Source organism: Streptomyces sp. NPDC023481 (assembly GCF_055560195.1).
In genome coordinates this window covers 1-22,763 of record NZ_JBVHJE010000014.1, presented here as the reverse complement: position 1 = coordinate 22,763, position 22,763 = coordinate 1, and the positions used below count along the sequence as shown (strand labels likewise).

General features: G+C 71.4%; 17 protein-coding genes and 1 tRNA gene. 11 read left to right on the top strand and 7 right to left on the bottom strand.

Features of this window, described 5'->3' with window-relative positions:
- Nucleotides 1–61: 61 nt before the first annotated feature.
- Entirely contained in the window at nt 62–931 is an 870-nt protein-coding gene (locus tag ACZ3ZD_RS25235) for a DUF4184 family protein (RefSeq protein ID WP_467401452.1), read from the top strand.
- On the opposite strand, the gene ACZ3ZD_RS25230 is transcribed toward ACZ3ZD_RS25235, so the two are convergent.
- Both ACZ3ZD_RS25230 and polA read right to left on the bottom strand, forming a co-directional pair.
- A complete protein-coding gene (locus ACZ3ZD_RS25230) occupies nt 840–1,250 on the bottom strand; it encodes a hypothetical protein (protein ID WP_467401449.1) in 411 nt (136 codons plus the stop codon). The two genes, ACZ3ZD_RS25235 and ACZ3ZD_RS25230, sit on opposite strands and share 92 nt — an antisense overlap.
- Nucleotides 1,251–1,595: 345 nt before the next feature.
- The gene (polA, locus tag ACZ3ZD_RS25225; protein ID WP_467401447.1) at nt 1,596–4,322 is read right to left on the bottom strand and encodes a DNA polymerase I; all 2,727 of its coding nucleotides are present in this window, start codon (nt 4,320–4,322) and stop codon (nt 1,596–1,598) included.
- 377 nt (nt 4,323–4,699) lie between these two features.
- On the opposite strand from polA, the gene ACZ3ZD_RS25220 reads away from it, so the two are divergent.
- The 8 genes from ACZ3ZD_RS25220 (at nt 4,700) to ACZ3ZD_RS25185 (ending at nt 14,214) form a co-directional block, all read left to right on the top strand.
- Nucleotides 4,700–7,012, top strand: coding sequence for an FdhF/YdeP family oxidoreductase (locus ACZ3ZD_RS25220; RefSeq protein ID WP_467401444.1), 2,313 nt, complete (start codon nt 4,700–4,702; stop codon nt 7,010–7,012).
- Between the two features lie 48 nt (nt 7,013–7,060).
- On the top strand, nt 7,061–7,549 hold the full coding sequence (locus ACZ3ZD_RS25215; RefSeq protein WP_467401442.1) for a hotdog fold thioesterase: 489 nt from the start codon (nt 7,061–7,063) through the stop codon (nt 7,547–7,549).
- Between the two features lie 49 nt (nt 7,550–7,598).
- On the top strand, nt 7,599–7,958 hold the full coding sequence (locus ACZ3ZD_RS25210; RefSeq protein WP_467401440.1) for a hypothetical protein: 360 nt from the start codon (nt 7,599–7,601) through the stop codon (nt 7,956–7,958).
- 487 nt (nt 7,959–8,445) lie between these two features.
- Nucleotides 8,446–9,678, top strand: a complete 1,233-nt coding sequence (locus ACZ3ZD_RS25205) for a branched-chain amino acid ABC transporter substrate-binding protein (protein ID WP_467401438.1) — start codon at nt 8,446–8,448, stop codon at nt 9,676–9,678.
- A gap of 111 nt (nt 9,679–9,789) precedes the next feature.
- Nucleotides 9,790–10,719: a branched-chain amino acid ABC transporter permease gene (locus ACZ3ZD_RS25200; RefSeq protein ID WP_467401434.1), complete on the top strand. Its 930-nt coding sequence runs from the start codon at nt 9,790–9,792 to the stop codon at nt 10,717–10,719.
- 5 nt (nt 10,720–10,724) lie between these two features.
- Entirely contained in the window at nt 10,725–12,551 is a 1,827-nt protein-coding gene (locus tag ACZ3ZD_RS25195; RefSeq protein WP_467401431.1) for a branched-chain amino acid ABC transporter permease, read from the top strand.
- Between the two features lie 5 nt (nt 12,552–12,556).
- Entirely contained in the window at nt 12,557–13,501 is a 945-nt protein-coding gene (locus ACZ3ZD_RS25190; protein WP_467401427.1) for an ABC transporter ATP-binding protein, read from the top strand.
- A complete protein-coding gene (locus ACZ3ZD_RS25185; protein WP_467401423.1) occupies nt 13,498–14,214 on the top strand; it encodes an ABC transporter ATP-binding protein in 717 nt (238 codons plus the stop codon). The genes ACZ3ZD_RS25190 and ACZ3ZD_RS25185 overlap by 4 nt, the downstream gene beginning before the upstream one ends.
- A gap of 70 nt (nt 14,215–14,284) precedes the next feature.
- Here ACZ3ZD_RS25185 and ACZ3ZD_RS25180 read toward each other — a convergent pair whose 3' ends face one another.
- Nucleotides 14,285–14,944: an ANTAR domain-containing response regulator gene (locus ACZ3ZD_RS25180; protein WP_467401421.1), complete on the bottom strand. Its 660-nt coding sequence runs from the start codon at nt 14,942–14,944 to the stop codon at nt 14,285–14,287.
- A 101-nt stretch (nt 14,945–15,045) separates the two neighbouring features.
- On the opposite strand from ACZ3ZD_RS25180, the gene ACZ3ZD_RS25175 reads away from it, so the two are divergent.
- Nucleotides 15,046–15,118: transfer RNA gene (locus ACZ3ZD_RS25175), tRNA-Leu, on the top strand.
- 54 nt (nt 15,119–15,172) lie between these two features.
- On the opposite strand, the gene pyk is transcribed toward ACZ3ZD_RS25175, so the two are convergent.
- The gene (pyk, locus tag ACZ3ZD_RS25170) at nt 15,173–16,609 is read right to left on the bottom strand and encodes a pyruvate kinase (RefSeq protein ID WP_467401418.1); all 1,437 of its coding nucleotides are present in this window, start codon (nt 16,607–16,609) and stop codon (nt 15,173–15,175) included.
- A gap of 231 nt (nt 16,610–16,840) precedes the next feature.
- Between pyk and ACZ3ZD_RS25165 the strand changes: the two genes are divergently transcribed.
- On the top strand, nt 16,841–18,646 hold the full coding sequence (locus tag ACZ3ZD_RS25165) for a bifunctional metallophosphatase/5'-nucleotidase (RefSeq protein WP_467401414.1): 1,806 nt from the start codon (nt 16,841–16,843) through the stop codon (nt 18,644–18,646).
- Nucleotides 18,647–18,704: 58 nt separating this feature from the next.
- Here the strand turns inward: ACZ3ZD_RS25165 and ACZ3ZD_RS25160 are convergent, their stop codons facing one another.
- The 3 genes from ACZ3ZD_RS25160 to ACZ3ZD_RS25150 all read right to left on the bottom strand — a co-directional run bounded on the left by ACZ3ZD_RS25160 (nt 18,705) and on the right by ACZ3ZD_RS25150 (nt 22,562).
- Nucleotides 18,705–20,120 (bottom strand): lysine N(6)-hydroxylase/L-ornithine N(5)-oxygenase family protein, encoded by a 1,416-nt coding sequence (locus ACZ3ZD_RS25160; RefSeq protein WP_467401412.1) that lies wholly within the window; start codon nt 20,118–20,120, stop codon nt 18,705–18,707.
- Complete coding sequence (locus ACZ3ZD_RS25155; RefSeq protein WP_467401409.1) at nt 20,117–21,556, bottom strand: pyridoxal phosphate-dependent decarboxylase family protein; 1,440 nt, start codon at nt 21,554–21,556, stop codon at nt 20,117–20,119. The genes ACZ3ZD_RS25160 and ACZ3ZD_RS25155 overlap by 4 nt, the downstream gene beginning before the upstream one ends.
- 181 nt (nt 21,557–21,737) lie before the next feature.
- The gene (locus ACZ3ZD_RS25150) at nt 21,738–22,562 is read right to left on the bottom strand and encodes an NAD(P)H-binding protein (RefSeq protein WP_467401407.1); all 825 of its coding nucleotides are present in this window, start codon (nt 22,560–22,562) and stop codon (nt 21,738–21,740) included.
- Nucleotides 22,563–22,763 lie beyond the last annotated feature (201 nt).

Below are 22,763 nucleotides of genomic sequence, written 5' to 3'. Positions count from 1 at the left end.
ACTGGGCGCGACCGATCGCCGGCGCCGAAGTACGCGCCGTCGCACGCTCCGGGGGGATCCTGTGCCGTTCACGCTCAGCCATGCGGCGGCCGTGCTGCCCGCCATCCGGCGGGACGGCAGCGGCCGGGGCCGGCTGGTGCCGGCGGTGCTCGTCGCGGGCTCCTTCGCGCCCGACATGCCGTTCTACGCGGCCGGTGTGCTGCCCGGCGGCATGGAGTTCGGCACGGTCACGCACGCGTTCGCCGGGGTCGTCACCGTCGACGTGCTCATCGCCTGGGCCCTGACGGGGCTGTGGCTGCTTCTCCGGGAGCCGTTGCCGGCGCTGCTGCCACGGGCCCGGCAGGGCAGGCCGGCCGCCCTGCTGCGCTGCGGTGCGCCCCGCGCGCGCGTGCGGGCCGCGTCGGTGGGCCGGTGGTACGGCTCCGCGGTGTTCGGCGCGCTCACCCATGTGGTGTGGGACGCGTTCACACACCACGACCGGTGGGGGACCCGGTTGGTTCCGGCCATCGGCCGGGACCGCCCGGCCGGCCTGCCGCTGTTCACCTGGCTGCAGTACGGCTCCTCGCTGGCCGGAGCCGTGGCGCTCGCGGTGTTCGTGGTCCGGGCGCTGCGGCGGGCGCCGGGCGGGGCACCGGCGGGGGTGCCGGTGCTCTCCGCGCGGGACCGGTGGTACGCGCTCGCGGTGATCGGCGGCTGCGCGCTGGCGGGGGCGGCACAGCGGACGGCGCGGTGGTGGGAGCGGCGGGATACGGCCGCCGGGCCGTGGGACGCGGTGCCCGCCCTGTGTTTCGGCGTGGGCGCCGGTGTGATCCTGGGGCTGCTGCTGTACGCCGTCGGGGTCAGGATCTGGCGTCCGGCCGGGGGTTCTGGGGGCCCCGGGGGTCCCGGTGAGGTGGTCGGTGCGGGCCCGCGGCGGCCGGTCGCTCGGTGAGGGACGCGACGAAGACCGTGAGCGTGGGCCGGGGGCGGGCTCTCGGCAGCAGGGTGAGGACGAGGGCGAGATAGCCGCGGGCCAGGTCGGTCCACTGGCGCCAGTCGGGGGCGGGGACCGGGTGTCCGGCGAGCCCGCGCCGGAGGCGCCGGGTGACGTGGCGGACGGTCGTGGCCAGGTCGGCCGGGATGCGGGCGGTGCTTGCGTCGGCCGCGAGGGCCGGGACCGGCGAGGCGGGCAGGGCCTGCGCCGAGACGGTGTCCGCCCAGGCCCCGGTGGCTGCCTCGGCCGTCCGGCGGTGAAGCATGCGTATACCCATGCCCGCAGTGTTGCGGCTGCGGGGGGTGGGGTGCGTTCTGACGGGGGCCACGAGAGTGACGGTGCCCTCCGGGCCTTCGGCGGGATCGGGGGCGGGTGGGGTGGGGGTGTGCTGGTCGGGGTGGTTGCCCTGATTCCCTCTGGGACGGGTGCCCTGTGGGGTGGGTTCCGTATGGGTGGGTGCCGTGGAGGAGCGCGGGGGGCGGCACCGCCGGGATGCGCCGTGGGGGTTGATCGCCGTTGCGGCGGTGAGGAGGGGCCGGAGAGGGGGCCGGGCCTGGGCGGGCGAGGGCCCGGGCAGGGTCGCTCGCCCGCCCTCCCCGGCCCCAGGCCGCCCCCGCTTCCGCTAGTGCGCTGCCGACTCCCAGTCCGGGCCGACGCCTACCGAGACGTCCAGGGGGGCCCTGAGGTGGACGGCGTCGGACATTTCGCGGCGGACGAGTTCCTCGGCGGCCGCCCGCTCGCCGGGGGCGATCTCCAGGACGATTTCGTCGTGGACCTGGAGGAGCATGCGGGACTTCAGGTCCGCCGCCCGCAGCGCGTTGTCCACCTTGAGCATGGCGAACTTCACGATGTCCGCCGCCGTGCCCTGGATGGGCGCGTTCAGGGCCATGCGCTCGGCCGCCTCACGCCGCTGGCGGTTGTCGCTGTTGAGGTCGGGCAGGTAGCGGCGGCGCCCGAAGAGCGTCGCCGTGTAGCCCGTCGCCCGCGCCTCGTCGACCGCGCGGCGCAGATAGTCCCGGACCCCGCCGAAGCGCTCGAAGTACGCGTCCATCAGCGCCCGGGCCTCGGCCGCCTCGATGTTCAGCTGCTGGGAGAGGCCGAACGCGGACAGGCCGTAGGCCAGGCCGTACGACATCGCCTTGATCTTGCGCCGCATCTCCGCGTCCACCGCGCCGGGCTCGACGCCGAACACCTGGGAGGCGGCCGTGGTGTGCAGGTCCTCGCCGGAGGTGAACGCCTGGATCAGGCCCTCGTCCTCGGAGAGGTGGGCCATCACGCGCAGTTCGATCTGGCTGTAGTCCGCGGTCATCAGGGACTCGAAGCCCTCGCCGACCACGAAGCCCCGGCGGATCGCCCGGCCCTCGTCCGTGCGGACGGGGATGTTCTGCAGGTTGGGGTCCGTGGAGGAGAGGCGTCCGGTCGCGGCCACCGTCTGGTTGAAGGTGGTGTGGATACGGCCGTCGCCGGCGATGGTCTTGATCAGGCCCTCGACGGTGACGCGCAGCTTGGCCTGCTCACGGTGCCGGAGCATGATCACCGGCAGTTCGTTGTCGGTCTGGGTGGCGAGCCAGGCCAGCGCGTCGGCGTCGGTGGTGTAGCCGGTCTTGGTCTTCTTCGTCTTCGGCAGCGCCAGCTCGCCGAAGAGGACCTCCTGGAGCTGCTTGGGCGAGCCCAGGTTGAACTCGTGGCCGGCCGCGGCGTGCGCCTCCTTCACGGCCTGCTGCACCGCGCCCGCGAACATCTGTTCCATCGCTTCGAGGTGCGGCCGGTCCGCCGCGATGCCGTGCCGCTCCATGCGAGCGAGCAGCGCGGAGGTGGGCAGCTCCATGTCCCGGAGCAGGTCCGCTGCGCCGACCTCGGCGAGGCGGCCCTCGAAGGCCTCGCCGAGATCCAGGACGGCGCGGGCCTGGACCATCAGGGCCTCGGCCTCGGCGCCCTCGTCCGCACCGAAGGCCAGCTGGCCGTCGGCCGCGGCGGCGGGGGCCAGCTCGCGGTGCAGGTACTCCAGGGACAGCGCGTCCAGGTCGAAGGAACGGCGGCCGGGCTTGACCAGGTAGGCGGCGAGCGCGGTGTCCATGGTCACGCCCTCGACGCTCCAGCCGTGCTCGGCGAAGACGCGCATGGCGCCCTTGGCGTTGTGGAACACCTTGGGGCGGCCGGCGTCGGCCAGCCAGGCCGCGAACGCGTTCTCGTCGGCCTCGTCCAGCTCGGCCGGGTCGAACCAGGCCGCCGCTCCCCCGGCCGCGGCGAGGGCGACCTCGGCGACCGAGCCGGCGCCGAGCGCCCAGGTGTCGACGGTGGCGACGCCCAGGGTGCCTGCGCCGTGCCCGGCGAGCCAGGGGGCCAGCTCGCCGGTGCGCAGGACGCGGCCGTCGATCTCCACGCCCTCGGTGGCGACCGGGGTGGCCTCGGCCTCCTCGGTGCCGGGGTCGACGGCGAAGAGGCGCTCACGCAGGGACGGGTTGCGGATCTCCAGGGTGTCCAGGACCATCGCGACGGCCTTGCGGTCGTACGGGGCCCGCTCCAGGTCGGCGACCGTCCTCGGCAGCTCGACCTGGCGCTCCAGCTCGGTGAGGACGCGGTTGAGCTTGACGGACTCCAGGTGGTCGCGGAGGTTCTGCCCGGCCTTGCCCTTGACCTCCTCGACCCGCTCGACCAGCTCGGCGAACGAGCCGAACTGGTTGATCCACTTCGCGGCGGTCTTCTCGCCGACGCCGGGGATGCCGGGGAGGTTGTCGGACGGGTCGCCGCGCAGGGCCGCGAAGTCCGGGTACTGGGCGGGCGTCAAGCCGTACTTCTCGAAGACCTTCTCCGGGGTGAACCGGGTCAGCTCCGAGACGCCCTTCGTCGGATAGAGCACGGTGGTGTGCTCGCTGACCAGCTGGAAGGAGTCCCGGTCGCCGGTGACGATCAGCACCTCGAAGCCCTCGGCCTCGGCCTGGGTGGCGAGGGTGGCGATGACGTCGTCCGCCTCGAAGCCCTCGACGGCGAAGCGCGGGGCGTGCATCGCGTCGAGCAGCTCGCCGATCAGCTCGACCTGGCCCTTGAACTCGTCCGGGGTCTTGGAGCGGTTCGCCTTGTACTCCACGAACCGCTCGGAGCGCCAGGTCTTGCGGGAGACGTCGAAGGCCACCGCGAAGTGCGTGGGCGCCTCGTCACGCAGGGTGTTGGCCAGCATCGACGCGAAGCCGTAGATCGCGTTCGTCGGCTGGCCGGTCGCCATCGTGAAGTTCTCCGCGGGCAGCGCGAAGAACGCGCGGTAGGCCAGCGAGTGCCCGTCCATGAGCATCAGCCGGGGACGGGTACCGCCGGGGGTCTTGTCGGTCTGCTTCGCTGCTGTCTCTGCCACGTCCCCGATCCTGCCACGCCGCACTGACAGTCCGGGCCGGGCGGCTCCCGCCCGGGTACGGCCGGCCGCGCTCCGGTCGCGTGCCGTACGGTCGGCCGCGCTCCGGTCACGTGCCGTACGGTCGGCCACGCTCCGGTCACGTGCCGTACGGTCGGCCGCGCTCCGGTCACGTGCCGTACGGTCGGCCACGCTCCGGTCACGTGCCGTACGGTCGGCCGCGCTCCGGTCGCGTGCCGAACGGTCGCCGCGCTCCGGTCACCCGCCGTAACGGTGGCGCGCGAGCAGTGCCGCCGTCCGTCACCGCCCGGTTCCGTTGTCAGTGCGCCGTGGGAGGATCGTCCGCGTACTTCTCACACGCAGTCGAAGGGGACCGTGCGATGGCGACGAAGCCGCCCAAGGGTGATCCGGTTCAGGACGCGCCGCAGGTCGCGGAGCCGAAGCACGCGGCGGCGGGGCTGCCCGCCATCGGGCACACGCTGCGCATCGCCCAGCAGCAGATGGGTGTGCGGCGCACGGCGCTGACGCTGCTGCGGGTGAACCAGAAGGACGGCTTCGACTGCCCGGGCTGCGCCTGGCCGGAGCCGGACCACCGGCACGCGGCGGAGTTCTGCGAGAACGGCGCCAAGGCGGTGGCCGAGGAGGCCACCCTGCGCCGGGTCACGCCCGAGTTCTTCGCCACGCACTCCGTCGCCGACCTGTCCGGGCGCAGCGGCTACTGGCTGGGCCAGCAGGGCCGGCTCACGCACCCCATGTACCTCCCCGAGGGCGGCACGCACTACGAGCCGGTCACCTGGGAGCGGGCCTTCGACATCATCGCCGAGGAGATCGCCGCGCTCGGCTCCCCGGACGAGGCCGTCTTCTACACCTCGGGGCGCACCAGCAACGAGGCGGCGTTCCTGTACCAGCTCTTCGCGCGCGAGCTGGGCACGAACAACCTGCCGGACTGCTCGAACATGTGCCACGAGTCGTCCGGGTCCGCGCTGAACGAGACCATCGGCATCGGCAAGGGCAGCGTCCTGCTGGAGGATCTGTACCAGGCCGACCTGATCATCGTCGCGGGCCAGAACCCGGGCACGAACCATCCGCGGATGCTCTCCGCGCTGGAGAAGGCCAAGGCGAACGGCGCTCGGATCATCAGCGTCAATCCGCTGCCCGAGGCGGGCCTGGAGCGCTTCAAGAACCCGCAGACCCCGCAGGGCATGTTCAGGGGCGCCGCCCTCACCGACCTGTTCCTGCAGATCCGGATCGGCGGTGACCAGGCGCTCTTCCGGCTCCTGAACCGGCTTGTCCTGGAGACGGACGGCGCGGTCGACGAGGAGTTCGTGCGCGAACATACGCACGGTTTCGAGGAGTTCGCGAAGGCCGCCCGGGACGCCGACTGGGACGAGACGCTGACCGCGACCGGTCTCACGCGCGCGGAGATCGAGCGGGCCCTCGGCATGGTCCTCGCCTCGAAGCGGACCATCGTCTGCTGGGCCATGGGCCTCACCCAGCACAAGCACGCCGTCCCGACCATCCGCGAGGTGGTCAACTTCCTGCTGCTGCGCGGCAACATCGGCCGCCCGGGCGCGGGCCTGTGCCCGGTGCGCGGGCACAGCAACGTGCAGGGCGACCGCACCATGGGCATCTTCGAGCGGCCCGCCCCGGCCTTCCTGGACGCCCTGGAGCAGGAGTTCGGGTTCGCGCCGCCGCGCGAGCACGGCTTCGACGTCGTACGGGCGATCCGCGCGCTGCGCGACGGCGAGGCGAAGGTGTTCTTCGCCATGGGCGGCAACTTCGTCTCCGCCTCGCCCGACACCGAGGTCACCGAGGCCGCGATGCGCCGCGCGCGGCTGACGGTGCACGTGTCGACCAAGCTGAACCGCTCGCACGTGGTCACGGGCGCGCGGGCGCTGATCCTGCCCACCCTGGGCCGGACGGAGCGCGATGTGCAGGGCGGTGGCGAGCAGTTCGTGACGGTCGAGGACTCCATGGGCATGGTGCACGCCTCGCGCGGACGCCTGAAGCCCGCGAGCCCGTTGCTGCGGTCGGAGCCGGCCATCGTCTGCGGGCTCGCGCGCCGGGTGCTCGGCGAGCGCAGTGTCGTGCCGTGGGAGGAGTTCGCGCGGGACTACGCGGCGATCCGGGACCGCATCGCGCGCGTGATCCCCGGTTTCGAGGACTTCAACGCGCGCGTGGCGCGGCCCGGCGGTTTCGCGCTGCCGCACGCCCCGCGCGACGAGCGCCGCTTCCCGACCGCCACGGGCAAGGCGAACTTCACGGCGGCCCCGGTGGAGTTCCCGGCGCTGCCCGAGGGACGGCTGCTGCTGCAGACCCTGCGCTCGCACGACCAGTACAACACCACGATCTACGGCCTGGACGACCGGTACCGGGGCATCACCGGCGGGCGCCGGGTGGTGCTGGTGCACCCCGAGGACGCCCGCGCGCTCGGGGTCGCCGAGGGGGCGTACGTCGACCTGGTGAGCGAGTGGCAGGACGGGGTGGAGCGGCGGGCGCCCGGCTTCCGGGTGGTGCTGTACCCGACGGCCCGGGGGTGTGCGGCGGCCTACTACCCGGAGACGAACGTGCTGGTGCCGCTGGACGCCACCGCCGACACCAGCAACACCCCGGCCAGCAAGTCCGTCGTCGTGCGCCTGGAGAACCCCGCGGGGGAGACGCCGGGCCGTCTGGAACAATCGGCGGCCGACTGAGCGTTTGCTCAGCGAGCAGCCAGCTGGACGACGAACGGAGCCGGATCCATGGGTGAGCAGCAGCGAGTGAAGTTCCCGCAGAAGGTCCTCGACGAGTACGCGGCGCTCGGTGTGGACCTGCCCTCCCTGTTCTCGGCCGGGCACCTGGGCACGCGTATGGGTGTGGAGATCCTGGAGGCCTCGGCGGACAAGGTCGTCGGGACGATGCCGGTGGAGGGCAACACCCAGCCGTACGGCCTGCTGCACGGCGGCGCCTCCGCGGTGCTCGCCGAGACCCTGGGCTCGGTCGGCTCGATGCTGCACGGCGGCTCCTCGAAGATCGCGGTCGGGGTGGACCTGAACTGCACGCACCACCGCGGGGTCCGCTCGGGCCTGGTGACGGGCGTGGCCACGCCGGTGCACCGGGGCCGGTCGACGGCGACGTACGAGATCGTGATCAGCGACGAGGAGGGCCGCCGGGTCTGCACCGCCCGGCTGACCTGCCTGCTGCGGGACGTACGGCCGGGCGACGGGCCCGCAGAGCCCGCCGGCAGCTGAGTCCGACCGGAGCGTTGCCCCTCGCCCTCCCTCCCCTTAGCTTCGGCACATGGGACGGCGAGGAGGCCCCCGGCCGGGGATGGGGTTCCTGGTGCTCGCGCTGGCACTGTGCGCGCCGGGCTGCGCCCAGCGGGCCCCCGCACACCCCACCCCCGACGCCGACCTGTGCGCGCGGCTCGTCACCTACTGGTCGCGCGAGGTCCTCGCCGGTGACTCCTACGGCGACTACCAGTCGATGGGCCTGTCCCACGGTCAGTACGAGATCCTGCGGGACGTGGTGGACGCCGCCCGGTCCGTGAAACGACGTCAGGGAGCTGCGACGGCCGATGAGTTGATCATCCGTCAGGCGCGCACCGCGTGCACCGAGCGCTACCGCCACGGGACCCCGGGCGGAGCTCCCTGGGCATGAGCGGCACCCGTGCTCCGGAGCACGCAGCCGACAGTCCACTCCCGAAAAGCCCCCGAGGAACGCCGGACTCCCTTTCCTGGACGTAACTCTGCGTAATGCGCACGTAATACAGACGCGCAGCTCCATCCCGCGGACGCACTACGCACAGAACCTCTCCCACGTCATGCGAGTAGCCCGCGGCAACAGAACTCGGTCATCACCAAAACAGCCGAGACGCCTGGAATGATCATGGCGAGTCCTGCGGATTCTCAGAATGTGGACGGCGCGAATCCACCTGAATTCCCCCTTCCAACCCACGCAGTACCGCTCTGTATTACGTCGTGTCATAACAAGAGCGTCACAGCCTCCGCCAGACACTCCTCCACGTTCCCCACACACGCTTAGAGTCACGGCCAGTCACCGCGCCTTCGGATTGTCCAAAATCAGCGCGGCGCGCGACTCGGCCGCTTCCACGGGGAGGCGGTTGTGCCTGGGGAAAGGACTGATCGTGCGTCAACGTTCGCTTATCGCCATCACCGCCGCGCTGGCGGCGGGAGCGCTCACCCTCACCGCCTGCGGCTCGCGCGACAGCGGCGACAAGGGATCCGGCTCCGGCAACGACGGCAACACCGTCGTCATCGGTGTCGACGCCCCCCTGACCGGCGACCTGTCCGCCATGGGCCTGGGCATCAAGAACTCGGCGGACCTCGCCGTCCGGAACGCCAACAAGCAGAAGACCGTCAAGGGCATCACCTTCAAGATCGAATCCCTCGACGACCAGGCGCAGCCGTCCGCCGGCCAGCAGAACGCCTCGAAATTCGTCTCCGAGCCGGGCGTCCTGGGCGTCGTCGGCCCGCTGAACTCCTCGGTCGCCGAGTCGATGCAGAAGGTCTTCGACGACGCCAAACTGGTGCAGGTCTCCCCGGCCAACACCGGGCCGGCCCTGACCCAGGGCCCGGACTGGCAGACCAAGAAGGTCCGCCCGTACAAGGCGTACTTCCGCACCGCGACCACGGACGCCATCCAGGGCCCGTTCGCCGCCCAGTACGTCTACAACACCGCCAAGAAGAAGAAGGTCTTCGTCATCGACGACAAGAAGACCTACGGCTCCGGCCTCGCCGCGACCTTCACCTCGGAGTTCAAGAAGCTCGGCGGCAAGGTGGTCGGCACCGAGCACATCAACCCCGACGCCAAGGACTTCTCCGCCATCGCCACCAAGGTGAAGAACTCCGGTGCCGAGGTCGTCTACTACGGCGGCGAGTACCCGCAGGCCGGACCGCTGAGCAAGCAGATCAAGGCCGCCGGCGCCAAGATCCCGCTGGTCGGCGGCGACGGCATCAAGGACGACACGTTCATGAAGCTGGCGGGCCCCGAGGCCACCGGCGACCTGGCCACCTCCGTCGGCGCCCCCGTCGAGGACCTGCCCTCCGCCAAGCAGTACGTGACGGACTACAAGGCCGCCGGCTACAAGGAGGAGTTCTCCGCCTACGGCGGCTACGCCTACGACTCCGCGTGGGCGATCATCGAGGCAGTGAAGAAGGTCGTCGACGCCAACGGCGGCAAGCTCCCCGACGACGCCCGCGCCAAGGTCACCGAGGCCATGCAGGGCGTGGCCTTCGACGGCGTGACCGGCAAGGTCTCCTTCGACGAGTTCGGCGACGCCACCAACAAGCAGCTGACCGTGTACGCCGTGAAGAACGGTGCCTGGACGCCCGTCAAGTCCGGTACCTACACCGGCTGATCCACGCCCGACCCCCTCAAGAGCCGCGCGGGGCGCTGTTCCACTGGCGTCCCGCGCGGACTCGCATCCGGCCACATCCCTCGCACTTTCCGAACGCTCGGAGGACATGCGGTGAACGAACTGCCGCAGCAGCTGGTCAACGGCCTGCTACTAGGATCCATGTACGGGCTGGTCGCCATCGGCTACACCATGGTCTACGGCATTGTCCAGCTCATCAACTTCGCCCACGGCGAGATATTCATGACCGGCGCGTTCGGCGCCCTCACGGTCTGGCTCTGGCTGCCCGGCGGCACCAGCATGTGGCTCGCGCTGCCGCTGATGATCGTGGGCGCCGTCGTCGTCGCGGTCGCCATCGCCGTCGGAGCGGAACGATTCGCCTACCGGCCCCTCCGCACCGCCCCGCGCCTCGCCCCCCTGATCACCGCCATCGGCCTCTCGCTGGCCCTGCAGCAGGCGGTGTGGGCCTGGTACCCGGAGGCGAAGTCCGCGCGCACCTTCCCGCAGATCTCCGGCGGCCCCTTCGAGATCGGCAGCGTCACCATCCAGACCGGCGACATCTTCCTCGTCTGCGCGGCACCGATCAGCATGGCGGTCCTCGCCTGGTTCGTACTGAAGACCCGCACCGGGCGCGGTATGCAGGCCACCGCGCAGGATCCGGACACCGCGAAGCTGATGGGCGTCAACACCGACCGCATCATCGTGATCGCGTTCGCGCTCGGCGCCGCGTTCGCCGCCGTCGGAGCCGTCGCCTACGGCCTGAAGTACGGCGAGATCAACTTCCGTATGGGCTTCATCCTCGGTCTGAAGGCGTTCACCGCGGCCGTCCTCGGCGGCATCGGCAACATCTACGGCGCCATGATCGGCGGCGTGGTCCTCGGCGTGGCCGAGACCCTGGCCACCGCCTACATCGCCGACATCCCCGGCATGGACAAGTTCGGCAGCCAGTCCTGGGCCGACGTCTGGGCCTTCGTACTCCTCATCCTCGTACTGCTGTTCAGGCCACAGGGCCTGCTCGGCGAGCGCGTCGCGGACAGGGCGTGAGACCGATGACCACACAGACCACCGCGCCCGACACCCCCGGCGCTCGCGGGACCGACACCCCGGCCGGGCTGCTGCCCCTGCCGGAGAAGGCCGCCCGTGCCCTCGCCCTCGGCGGCAGCGCCGTGACCATCGTCTCCACCTTCCTCGCCTGGACCTGGACCTCCGACTTCCCCGGCGACCTCACCGTCTACGGCTACCCGGGCGGCCTGCAGGTCCTCGTGCTCATCGGCGCGGCCCTCGCCACCCTCTTCTCGCTGGCCTCCTACGGCGTGCGGGGCCTCGGCTGGCTGGTGCCCGCCGGTCCCGACGCGGCCCTGAAGTTCGCGACCCTGGCGACCTTCGCCACCGCGTGGTTCACGGTCATCGCGATCAGCGTCGACCTCGGCGGCGTCGTCAACCTCGAACCCGGCGGCATCCTCGTCGCCGTCGCCAGCCTCGCCGCGTTCGCCGGCGCGCTGTCCCTGCCCTTCCGCCGGCCCGAGGCCGACCCGGTCGACCCCGACGACACCGGCCGGGAGAAGTTCCGGCAAGGCGCCGCGCACAAGTGGGAGATCACCAAGGCGGTCTTCGCCGCCGGCTCCCCCCGCCCCGTGGCCGCGCTCCCGTCGTACGCCGAGATCCTGATCATCGTGGTGATGCTCGCGCTCGGCCTGGTCGTCTTCACCTACGGCATCGGCACCGAGTACGACGAGCTGTTCATCGGCTTCCTCATCACCGCGGGCTTCGGCTTCGCCGCCCTCAACAAGGCCGGTGTGATCGCCCACGCCTCGCAGATCGCCTCCCGCCACTCGAACATCACCATCTGCGGCGCCTTCGTCGCGGCGGCGCTGTTCCCCTTCACCCAGACCGACGACCAGTACGCGACCCTCGGCGTCTACATCCTGATCTTCGCCACCGTCGCCCTCGGCCTGAACATCGTCGTCGGCCTCGCCGGCCTCCTCGACCTCGGTTACGTCGCCTTCCTCGGCGTCGGCGCCTACGCGGCCGCCCTGGTGTCCGGCTCCCCCAGCTCCCCCTTCCACGTGCACTTCCCGTTCTGGGCCGCCGTCCTGGTCGGCGCCGCCGCCTCGCTCGTCTTCGGCGTCCTCATCGGCGCCCCGACGCTGCGGCTGCGCGGCGACTACCTCGCCATCGTCACCCTCGGCTTCGGTGAGATCTTCCGCATCACGGCGAACAACCTCGACGGCACCTCCGGGCCCGACATCACCAACGGCTCCAACGGCATCTCGTCCATCCCGAACCTCGACGTCCTCGGCTTCGACTTCGGCGCCCAGCACGACATGGGCGGCTTCACCATCGGCCGGTTCGCCAACTACTTCTTCCTGATGCTGGTCATCACCGCGGTCGTGGTGCTGGTCTTCCGCCGCAGCGGCAACTCCCGCATCGGACGCGCCTGGGTGGCCATCCGCGAGGACGAGACCGCCGCGCTCGCCATGGGCATCAACGGCTTCCGGGTCAAGCTCATCGCCTTCGCCGTCGGCGCCTCGCTCGCCGGTCTGGCCGGCACCGTCCAGGCCCACGTCACCTACACCGTGACCCCCGAGCAGTACCTGTTCGCCGGGCCCATCCCGCCCAACTCGGCGTTCCTGCTCGCCGCGGTCGTCCTCGGCGGCATGGGCACCATCAGCGGCCCGCTGATCGGCGCGGCCCTGCTCTTCCTCATCCCGAACAAGCTCCAGTTCCTCGGCAACTACCAGCTCTTCGCCTTCGGGCTCGCGCTCATCCTGCTGATGCGGTTCCGCCCCGAGGGCCTCATCCCCAACCGGCGCCGCCAGCTCGAGTTCCACGAGGACGCGGAAGCACCCACCCTCCTGACGAAGGCGGGGGCCTGACCACCATGACCACCGACACCACCCCCAAGGGCACCACCCCCGGCGCCGCCGCGCCCGGCGAGACCGTCCTCGACGCCCGCGGCGTGACCATGCGCTTCGGCGGCCTGACCGCCGTACGCGGCGTCGACCTCTCCGTCGGCGCCGGCGAGATCGTCGGCCTCATCGGCCCCAACGGCGCCGGCAAGACCACCTTCTTCAACTGCCTGACCGGCCTGTACGTCCCCACAGAAGGCGAAGTCCGGTACAAGGGCACCGTCCTGCCGCCCAAGTCCTTCAAGGTCACCGCGGCCGGCATCGCGCGCACCTTCCAGAACATCCGGCTGTTCGCCAACATGACCGTCCTGGAGAACGTGCTCGTCGGCCGGCACACCCGCACCAAGGAGGGCTTCTGGTCCGCCGTGCTGCGCGGCCCCGGATTCCACCGGGCCGAAAAGGCCTCCCGGGACCGGTCCATGGAACTGCTGGCGTTCGTCGGCCTGGAACACAAGGCCGACCACCTCGCCCGCAACCTGCCCTACGGCGAACAGCGCAAGCTGGAGATCGCCCGCGCCCTGGCCAGCGAGCCCGGGCTGCTGCTGCTCGACGAGCCGACGGCCGGCATGAACCCGCAGGAGACCCGGGCCACCGAGGAACTGGTCTTCGCCGTCCGGGACATGGGCATCGCCGTCCTCGTCATCGAGCACGACATGCGCTTCATCTTCAACCTGTGCGACCGCGTGGCCGTGCTCGTGCAGGGCGAGAAGCTGATCGAGGGGGACAGCGCCACCGTCCAGGGCGACGAACGCGTGGTCGCGGCCTACCTCGGCGAGCCCTTCGAGAACGCGCCCGGCGCCGAAGAGGTGGCCGAGGTCGAGGCCGCCGAAGCGCACGCCGAGACCACGGCCGAGGCCTCCGGCGCACGCGCCGACACCACGACCGACGCCGCGCCCGGCAAGGAGAACGACCGATGACCGCACTGCTGGAAGTCGAGGACCTGAGAGTCGCCTACGGCAAGATCGAGGCCGTCAAGGGCATCTCCTTCAAGGTCGAGGCCGGTCAGGTCGTCACCCTCATCGGCACCAACGGCGCCGGCAAGACCACCACCCTGCGCACGCTCTCCGGGCTGCTGAAGCCGGTCGGCGGACAGATCAGGTTCAACGGCAGGTCACTGAAGAAGGTGCCCGCCCACCAGGTGGTCTCCCTGGGCCTCGCCCACTCCCCCGAGGGCCGGCACATCTTCCCGCGCATGAGCATCGAGGACAACCTGCGCCTCGGCGCGTTCCTGCGCAACGACAAGCCGGGCATCGAGAAGGACATCCAGCGCGCCTACGACCTCTTCCCCATCCTCGGGGAGCGGCGCAAGCAGGCCGCGGGCACCCTCTCCGGCGGCGAGCAGCAGATGCTCGCCATGGGCAGGGCACTGATGTCCCAGCCGAAGCTGCTGATGCTGGACGAGCCGTCGATGGGCCTGTCGCCGATCATGATGCAGAAGATCATGGCGACGATCGCGGAGCTGAAGGCGCAGGGCACCACGATCCTGCTGGTCGAGCAGAACGCCCAGGCCGCGCTCTCCCTCGCCGACCAGGGCCATGTCATGGACGTCGGCACCATCGTCCTGTCCGGCACCGGGCAGGACCTGCTGCACGACGAGTCCGTCCGCAAGGCCTACCTCGGCGAGGACTGACCCGTCAGCGCGCGAGGCCCGCGCCCCCTTCTCCGGGGCGCGGGCCTCGTCGTACGCGATGGGGCGGCGGTCAGCTCTTCTTGGCCGCCTTCTTCTCGTCGTTGTCCGCGATGACCGCCTCCGCGACCTGCTGCATCGACATGCGGCGGTCCATGGAGGTCTTCTGGATCCAGCGGAACGCGGCCGGCTCGGTCAGCCCGTACTCGGTCTGCAGGATGGACTTGGCCCGGTCGACCAGCTTGCGGGTCTCCAGCCGCAGGGTGAGGTCGGCGACCTCCTGCTCCAGCTGCTTCAGCTCGGTGAACCGGGAGACGGCCATCTCGATCGCGGGGACGACGTCGCTCTTGCTGAACGGCTTCACCAGGTAGGCCATGGCACCGGCGTCCCGGGCGCGCTCGACCAGGTCGCGCTGCGAGAAGGCGGTGAGCATCAGGACCGGCGCGATGGACTCCTCGGCGATCTTCTCGGCCGCGGAGATGCCGTCCAGCTTGGGCATCTTCACGTCCAGGATGACCAGGTCCGGCCTGTGCTCGCGGGCCAGCTCCACCGCCTGCTCACCGTCCCCGGCCTCGCCGACGACCGTGTACCCCTCCTCCTCCAGCATCTCCTTGAGGTCGAGCCGGATCAGGGCCTCGTCCTCGGCGATGACGACACGGGTCGTCAGCGGAGGCACGTGCGACTTGTCGTCGTCGGGCGCGTCTACGGGCTGGGGCGACTCGGGGGCGGTCACGGGGGCTCCTCGTTCAGGGCAGGGGTACTGCTGACAAGAGCCTACCTAGCTGCGGTAAGGTAGAGCACGGCGGGTGACCGCCGATCTTCGTTTCAGAGGAAGCCCCGGTAGTCCAGCGGTAGAGACACGGTGCTCAAACCACCGACAGCGTGGGTTCGAATCCCACCCGGGGTACTTTTCCTTTCTTTTCAAGGTCGAGCCGTTGTCGCCCCGAATGGGCCCCGCCTCTCACCTGGGGCTGTCGTCCTCCCCGATGTGGTGGACCCGGACCATGTTGGTCGAGCCGGAGACCCCCGGCGGCGAGCCGGCCGTGATCACCACGACATCCCCCTTCCGGCAGCGGCCGAACTTCAGCAGCAGCTCGTCCACCTGGTCGACCATCGCGTCCGTGGACTCCACGTGCGGGCCGAGGTAGGTCTCCGTACCCCAGGAGAGGCTGAGCTGGGAGCGGGTGGCCGGCTCGGGGGTGAAGGCCAGGAGCGGGATCGGGGAGCGGTAGCGGGAGAGACGGCGGGCGGTATCGCCCGACTGGGTGAACGCCACCAGGAACTTCGCGCCGAGGAAGTCGCCCATCTCGGCGGCGGCCCGGGCGACCGCGCCGCCCTGGGTGCGCGGCTTGTTCCGCTCGGTCAGCGGCGGCAGACCCTTGGCCAGCACCTCCTCCTCGGCCGCCGCGACGATCTTCGCCATGGTGCGCACGGTCTCGACCGGGTACTTGCCGACGCTGGTCTCGCCGGAGAGCATCACCGCGTCGGTGCCGTCGAGGACCGCGTTGGCGACGTCGGACGCCTCCGCGCGGGTGGGCCGGGAGTTCTCGATCATCGAGTCGAGCATCTGGGTGGCGACGATCACCGGCTTGGCGTTGCGCCTGGCGAGGCCGACGGCGCGCTTCTGGACGATGGGCACCTGCTCCAGCGGCATCTCGACACCCAGGTCGCCGCGGGCCACCATCAGCCCGTCGAAGGCGGCCACGATGCCGTCGAGGTTCTGTACGGCCTGCGGCTTCTCGATCTTGGCGATCACCGGGAGGCGGCGGCCCTCGTCGGCCATGATCCGGTGCACGTCCGCGGCGTCGTCGCCGCTGCGGACGAAGGACAGGGCGATCACGTCGAAGCCGGTGCGCAGCGCCCAGCGCAGGTCGTCGCGGTCCTTCTCGGACAGGGCGGGCACGGAGACGGCCACGCCGGGCAGGTTCAGGCCCTTGTGGTCGGAGACGACACCGCCTTCGAGGACCCGGGTGCGCACGCGGGGGCCGTCGACGGCGGTGACCTCCAGGCAGACCCTGCCGTCGTCCACGAGGATGCGCTCGCCGGGGGTGACGTCGGCGGCGAGACCGGCGTACGTGGTGCCGCACTGGTGGCGGTCGCCCTCGACGCCGTCCTCCACGGTGATGGTGAAGGTGTCGCCGCGTTCAAGCAGTACCGGTCCTTCGGCGAAACGGCCGAGCCGGATCTTCGGGCCCTGAAGGTCGGCGAGGATCCCTACGCTGCGGCCGGTCTCGTCGGCCGCCTTTCGCACGCGCTGGTAACGCGCCTCGTGCTCGGCGTGCGTGCCGTGGCTGAGGTTGAAGCGGGCGACGTCCATTCCGGCCTCGACCAGTGCCTTGATCTGGTCGTACGAGTCGGTGGCGGGCCCCAATGTACAGACGATCTTTGCTCGGCGCATGGGTCGAGCCTAGGGCTTACCCGCGGGTAGGGAATTGGCGTCGTGTGACTACTCAACAGACTTTGGGCAAAGGCTTATTGACAACTGTTGAATTGTGCGGGGGTTCGCTCCTCTGAGCGATGGTCACCAGATCGCAACCTTCCGGACCTGTTATCGGAAGTCATGCTCAGGTCAGAATCTACGCGCATCATCTACGCGCGTTGTTCGACCATCGCCAAGGAGATCCGAGATATGCCGTTGAACCGCCGGAGGTTCCTGAAGAAGTCCGCCGCCACAGGAGCGGGAGTGGCGGTCGCCGGTGCGGCGGCGGCCCCGGCGGCCGAGGCGGCGGAGGCCGGGAAGCCCGGACGCGCCCCGAAGCGGTACTCCCTGACCGTCATGGGCACCACCGACCTGCACGGGCACGTCTTCAACTGGGACTACTTCAAGGACGCGGAGTACTCCGACGCGGCGGGCAACGCGACGGGCCTCGCCCGGATCTCCACCCTGGTCGAGCAGGTACGCAAGGAGAAGGGCCGCCGCAACACCCTGCTGCTGGACGCCGGTGACACCATCCAGGGCACCCCGCTGACGTACTACTACGCCAAGGTGGACCCGATCACCGCCAAGGGCGGCCCCGTGCACCCGATGGCGCAGGCGATGAACGCGATCGGGTACGACGCGGCGGCCCTCGGCAACCACGAGTTCAACTACGGCATCGAGACGCTGCGCACCTTCGAGCGCCAGCTCCACTTCCCGCTGCTCGGCGCCAACGCCGTCGACGCCAAGACGCTGAGGCCCGCGTTCCCGCCGTACTTCATGAAGACGTTCCACGTGCCGGGCGCCAAGCCGGTCAAGGTCGCCGTGCTGGGCCTGACCAACCCGGGCATCGCGATCTGGGACAAGGCCTACGTCCAGGGCAGGCTGGCGTTCCCGGGCCTGGAGGAGCAGGCCGCCAAGTGGGTGCCGAAGCTGCGGTCGATGGGCGCGGACGTGGTCGTCGTCTCCGCGCACTCGGGCACCTCGGGCACGTCGTCGTACGGCGACCAGGTGCCGTACGTGGAGAACGCGGCGGCCAACGTGGCGCGGCAGGTGCCCGGGATCGACGCGATCCTGGTCGGCCACGCGCACGTGGAGATCCCGGAGATGAAGGTCGTCAACGAGCGGACCGGCCGGACGGTCGTCCTGTCCGAGCCGCTGTGCTTCGCCGAGCGGCTCACCCTCTTCGACATCGAGCTGGCGTTCGTCAAGGGCCGCTGGGAGGTCGAGTCGGTCTCCGCGTCCCTGCGAAACTCCAACTCCGTCGCCGACGACCCGAAGATCACCAGGTTGCTCACCGACGAGCACCGGAAGGTCGTCGCGTACGTCAACCAGGTCGTGGGCCGGGCCACCGAGACCCTGACGACGGCCGAGGCCCGCTATAAGGACGCCCCGATCATCGACCTGATCACCAAGGTCCAGGAGGACGTGGTCAAGGCGGCGCTCGCGGGCACCGAGTACGCCTCGCTGCCGGTAATCGCCCAGGCCTCGCCGTTCTCCCGGACCTCCGAGATCCCGGCCGGCGACGTCACCATCCGGGACCTGTCGGGCCTGTACGTCTACGACAACACGCTGGTCGCCAAGCTGCTGACGGGCGCCCAGGTGCGGGCCTACCTGGAGTACTCGGCGCAGTACTACGTCCAGACGGCCGCCGACGCCCCGGTCGACGTGGACAAGCTGACCAACGCCGGCGACCGCCCGGACTACAACTACGACTACGTCTCGGGGCTGTCGTACGACATCGACATCGCCCAGCCGGCCGGGTCGCGGATCAGGAACCTGACCTACGGCGGCGCCCCGCTGGCCGACGACCGGCAGTTCGTGCTCGCGGTGAACAACTACCGGGCCAACGGCGGTGGTGCCTTCCCGTACGTCGCCGCCGCCAAGGAACTGTGGTCGGAGTCGACGGAGATCCGCACCCGGATCGCGGAGTGGGTGACCGCGAAGGGTGTCCTGGACCCGAAGGACTTCGCGTCGGTGGACTGGAAGCTGGTGCGGGACGGCAAGCCGGTCTTCTAGACCCACGGAGTGGCAGGTCGCCGGCGGTGGCCGGGGCGCCCGCGCGGGCCCCGGCCGCTCACCTCCCGTCGACGAGCGGGGTGAGCTGTCTCGGCTGCCTGCCCTGCGGCACCCGGGCGGTCTGCTGCTCCAGGCCGAAGGAGGTGAAGGCCGTGCGCTGTGGCAGCGGGTACGGCTCCTTGCCGGTGAGCGAGTTGAGGATGGTGGCGCTGCGCCACGCGGCCAGGCCGAGGTCGGGGGCGCCGACGCCGTGCGTGTGCAGTTCGGCGTTCTGCACGTAGACGGAGCCGGTGACCGAGGGGTCGAGTACGAGACGGAACTCCGCGTCCACACGCGGGCGTTCGCCGCTGTCACGGCGGATGTAAGGGTCGAGTCCGGCGAGAAGGCGGTCGAGCGGACGGTCCCGGTAGCCGGTGGCGAGGACGACGGCATCGGTGGTGAGCCGGGAGCGGCTGCCCTGCTGGAGGTGCTCCAGGTGCAGTTCGACCCCGGTGGTGGCGATGCGGCCGGCGGTGCGGACACGGACGCCGGGGGTGAGGACGGCGTCGGGCCAGCCGCCGTCCAGGGTGCGCCGGTACAGCTCGTCGTGGATGGCGGCGAGGGTGCCGGCGTCGACGCCCTTGTGCAGCTGCCACTGGGCGGCGGTCAGCCGGTCGCGGACGGGTTCGGCGAGGGCGTGGAAGTAGCGCGTGTAGTCGGGCGTGAAGTGCTCCAGGCCGAGCTTGGAGTACTCCATGGGCGCGAACGCCTCGGTCCGGCCGATCCAGTGCAGCTTCTCCCGGCCGGCCGGGCGGTGCCGGAGCAGGTCGAGGAAGACCTCGGCGCCGGACTGCCCCGAGCCGACGACGGTGACGTGCCCGGCGGTGAGGATGCGGTCGCGGTGGTCGAGGTAGTCGGCGGCGTGGACGACGGGCACGCCGGGGGCGTCCACCAGGGGCCGCAGGGGGTCGGGGACGTGCGGCTCGCTGCCGATGCCGAGGACGACGTTGCGGGTGTGGACGCGGCCGGGTTCCTCGGCCTCGCCCTCGGCGTCGAGCCGGGTGAAGTCGACCTCGAACACGTCCTGTTCGGGGTTCCAGCCGACGGCGTCGACCTGGTGGCGGAAGCGCAGCCCGGGCAGGGACTGCGCGACCCAGCGGCAGTAGGCGTCGTAGTCGGCGCGCTGGGCGTGGAAGCGCTCGGCGAAGTAGAAGGGGAAAAGCCGCTCGCGGGTCCTGAGGTAGTTGAGGAAGCTCCAGGGGCTGGTGGGGTCGGCGAGGGTCACCAGGTCGGCGAGGAAGGGCACCTGGACGGTGGCGCCCTCGATGAGCAGTCCGGGGTGCCAGTCGAAGCGGGGGCGCTGTTCGTAGAAGACGGCGTCGAGTTCGGCGAGCGGGTGGGCGAGCGCGGCGAGGGAGAGGTTGCACGGGCCGATGCCGATGCCGACCAGGTCGCGGGGGGCGGCGGGGTCGTGGTGTGGGGGGTGGGTGGTCATGCGGGGGTGTGTCCTTCGGCGAGGGCGGCGAGGTCGGCGGGTCCGGCTGCGTCGGCGGCTCCGGCCGGTCCGGCGGGTTCGGCCTGCCGGGCGGGGTCGGCGAGTTCGAGCAGCTGGGCCAGGTCGTCCGGCCGGGTGTGGGGGTTGAGGACGGTGGCCTTGAGCCAGAGCCGGCCGTCGATCCGGGCGCGGCCGAGGACGGCCCGGCCGTCGTGCAGCAGCCGGCGGCGGACGGCGGCCACGGTGGTGTCGTCGGCGCCGGCCGGGCGGAACAGGACGGTGCTGATGACCGGATGGTCGTACAGCTCGAAGCCGGGGTGTCGGCCGACGAGCGCGGCGAACTCGCGGGCCCGGGCGCAGACCTGGTCGGTCAGGGCGCCGAGCCCGCCGCGGCCCAGCGTCTTGAGGGTGACGGCGATCTTCAGGACGTCGGGGCGGCGGCTGGTGCGCGGGGAGCGGCCGAGCAGGTCGGGGAGTCCGGCCTCGGTGTCGTCGTCGGCGTTCAGGTAGTCGGCGCGCTGGTGGAGGGCGGCGAGTTCGTGCGGGCGGGCGAGGGCGAGGAGCCCGGCGGCGACCGGCTGCCAGCCGAGCTTGTGCAGGTCGAGGGTGAGGGTGTGGGCGGCTTCGAGGCCGGCGAGTCGGTCGCGGTGCCGGTCGCTGAACAGGAGGCCGCCGCCGTAGGCCGCGTCGATGTGCAGTCGGGCGCCGTGGGCGGTGCACAGGCCGGCGATCTCGGGCAGCGGGTCGATGAGTCCGGCGGCGGTGGTGCCGGCGGTGGCGGCGACGAGCAGCGGGCCGGGGAGCGCGGTGAGCGCCTCGTCGAGGGCGGCCGGGTCCAGAGTGCCGTTCGGCGTGGGGATCACGACCGGGTCGGGCAGGCCGAGCAGCCAGGCGGCGCGGGGCAGCGAGTGGTGGGCGTTGGCGCCGCACACCAGGCGCACGCTGCCGCCGTGCGCCTCGCGGGCCAGCAGCACGGCGAGTTGGTTGGACTCGGTGCCGCCGGTGGTGACGAGGGCGTCGGCGAGGCCGGCGGTGCGGGCGAGGGTGCGGGCGACCGCGGCTTCCAGGGCGGAGGCGGAGGGTGCCTGGTCCCAGGAGTCCAGTGAGGGGTTGAGGACGCTCGCGGCGAGGTCGGCGGCGGCGGCCACGGCGAGCGGCGGGCAGTGCAGATGGGCCGCGCACAGCGGGTCGGCGGGGTCGGCGGCGCCCGCGGCGAGCACCCGTACGAGGGTGTGCAGGGCGTCCGGGTCGCCGGTGTCCGGCAGGACGTCCCCGAGGGCGTCGGCGACGCGGGCGGCGACGGCGTCAGGTCCGCCGGCGGGCAGGGGTCCGCCACGCTCGCGGGCGCCGGCCGCGAGGGCGTCGAGCACGGTGGCGAGGAGGGGCCGCAGGGCGTCGGGGCCGCCGGGGCCCGAGGCCAGGGGTGGCGTGCTCATGAACCCTCCTCCGCTCACGCACCCCGCCTCGGGTCCGGGCTTCCGGTGTGGCTCCGGGCTTCCGGCTGGGGGTGGAGTTCCAGCTTGTACCGGAAGGGAGCCCTGTGTCCCGAAAGCCCGGCGAACCGAACCCGAAAGTGTGTACTGCCGTGCCCGGCGGAGGTGTTGGGCCGGTTCCCGGCTACCCCCGGAAGTCCTCGGCGTGGTCCCGGGCCCACTGGGCGAAGGTGCGGGCCGGGGTGCCGGTCAGCTCCTCGACGGTGCCGGTGATCTCCGGGGGGACGCCGACGGTCTCGGCGAAGGTCTGCAGCAGCCGTTCGAGCATGGGCGGCGGCACGTGCGGGAACAGCTCCGGTCCCGCTTCGGCCGGGTCGGTCTCGACGAACGTCAGCTTCCGGCCGAGGACCTCGCCGATCGTCGCGACCTGGTCGGCGTTGCTGGTCGCCTCGGGCCCGGTGAGCCGGTACGCGGCGCCCTCGTGGCCGCTGTCGAGCAGGGCGCGTTCGGCGACGGCCGCGATGTCGTCCTCGTGGATGGGCGCGGAGAGGCCGTCCGCGAAGACGCCGCGCACGGTGTCGCCCGCGCGGATCTGCGGGGCGTACTGGAGCGCGTTGGTGGCGAAGGCGTTGGGGCGCAGGAACGTCCAGGCCAGTCCGCTGTCGCGGATCTGCCGCTCGACGGTGGCGTGCATGATGTGGATGGGGTGGGTCTCGTCGGCGCCCTCCTGGATGACGCCGCTGGAGAGCAGCACGACGTGGCGTACGCCGTGTTCGCGGGCCGCCGCCAGCAGCGGGGCCGTGTCCGCCTGGGCGTACAGGAAGAGCTTCGTCGCCCCGGTGAACAGGGCGGCGGGGTCGTCCGTCCGGTACCGCACCACCTCGGCCCGCTCGGGCAGGGCGGCCCGCTCGGGGTCGCGGGTCAGGGCCCGCACGGGCTGTCCCGCGGCGAGGAGACGCTCGACGAGGGCACGGCCGACGTTGCCGGTCGCGCCGGTCACTACGATCACGGTGCTGCCTCCGGTGCTCGGTTGATCGCTGACGGCCCGAGCCTAGGAACGGCGGCCGCTCCACCGCATCGTCGGCAGGGACCAGCAGCGCCCTACGTCCTGCGACCTAGGTGTTCTGTCCGGGGAGGTTGTGGACGGGTGAGTCAGATCTCGGCTGAGGGATCTTGAACGGGTGAGGGCCTTCCGGTTCGGTGTGGATTG

Bases quoted from the DNA above. Each gene is read 5' to 3' on its own strand.
- ACZ3ZD_RS25230 (WP_467401449.1), bottom strand. From the start codon at position 1,250: ATGGGTATACGCATGCTTCACCGCCGGACGGCCGAGGCAGCCACCGGG.
- ACZ3ZD_RS25220 (WP_467401444.1), top strand. From the start codon at position 4,700: ATGGCGACGAAGCCGCCCAAGGGTGATCCGGTTCAGGACGCGCCGCAG.
- ACZ3ZD_RS25215 (WP_467401442.1), top strand. From the start codon at position 7,061: ATGGGTGAGCAGCAGCGAGTGAAGTTCCCGCAGAAGGTCCTCGACGAG.
- ACZ3ZD_RS25210 (WP_467401440.1), top strand. From the start codon at position 7,599: ATGGGACGGCGAGGAGGCCCCCGGCCGGGGATGGGGTTCCTGGTGCTC.
- ACZ3ZD_RS25195 (WP_467401431.1), top strand. From the start codon at position 10,725: ATGACCACACAGACCACCGCGCCCGACACCCCCGGCGCTCGCGGGACC.
- ACZ3ZD_RS25190 (WP_467401427.1), top strand. From the start codon at position 12,557: ATGACCACCGACACCACCCCCAAGGGCACCACCCCCGGCGCCGCCGCG.
- ACZ3ZD_RS25185 (WP_467401423.1), top strand. From the start codon at position 13,498: ATGACCGCACTGCTGGAAGTCGAGGACCTGAGAGTCGCCTACGGCAAG.
- pyk (WP_467401418.1), bottom strand. From the start codon at position 16,609: ATGCGCCGAGCAAAGATCGTCTGTACATTGGGGCCCGCCACCGACTCG.
- ACZ3ZD_RS25165 (WP_467401414.1), top strand. From the start codon at position 16,841: ATGCCGTTGAACCGCCGGAGGTTCCTGAAGAAGTCCGCCGCCACAGGA.
- ACZ3ZD_RS25160 (WP_467401412.1), bottom strand. From the start codon at position 20,120: ATGACCACCCACCCCCCACACCACGACCCCGCCGCCCCCCGCGACCTG.
- ACZ3ZD_RS25155 (WP_467401409.1), bottom strand. From the start codon at position 21,556: ATGAGCACGCCACCCCTGGCCTCGGGCCCCGGCGGCCCCGACGCCCTG.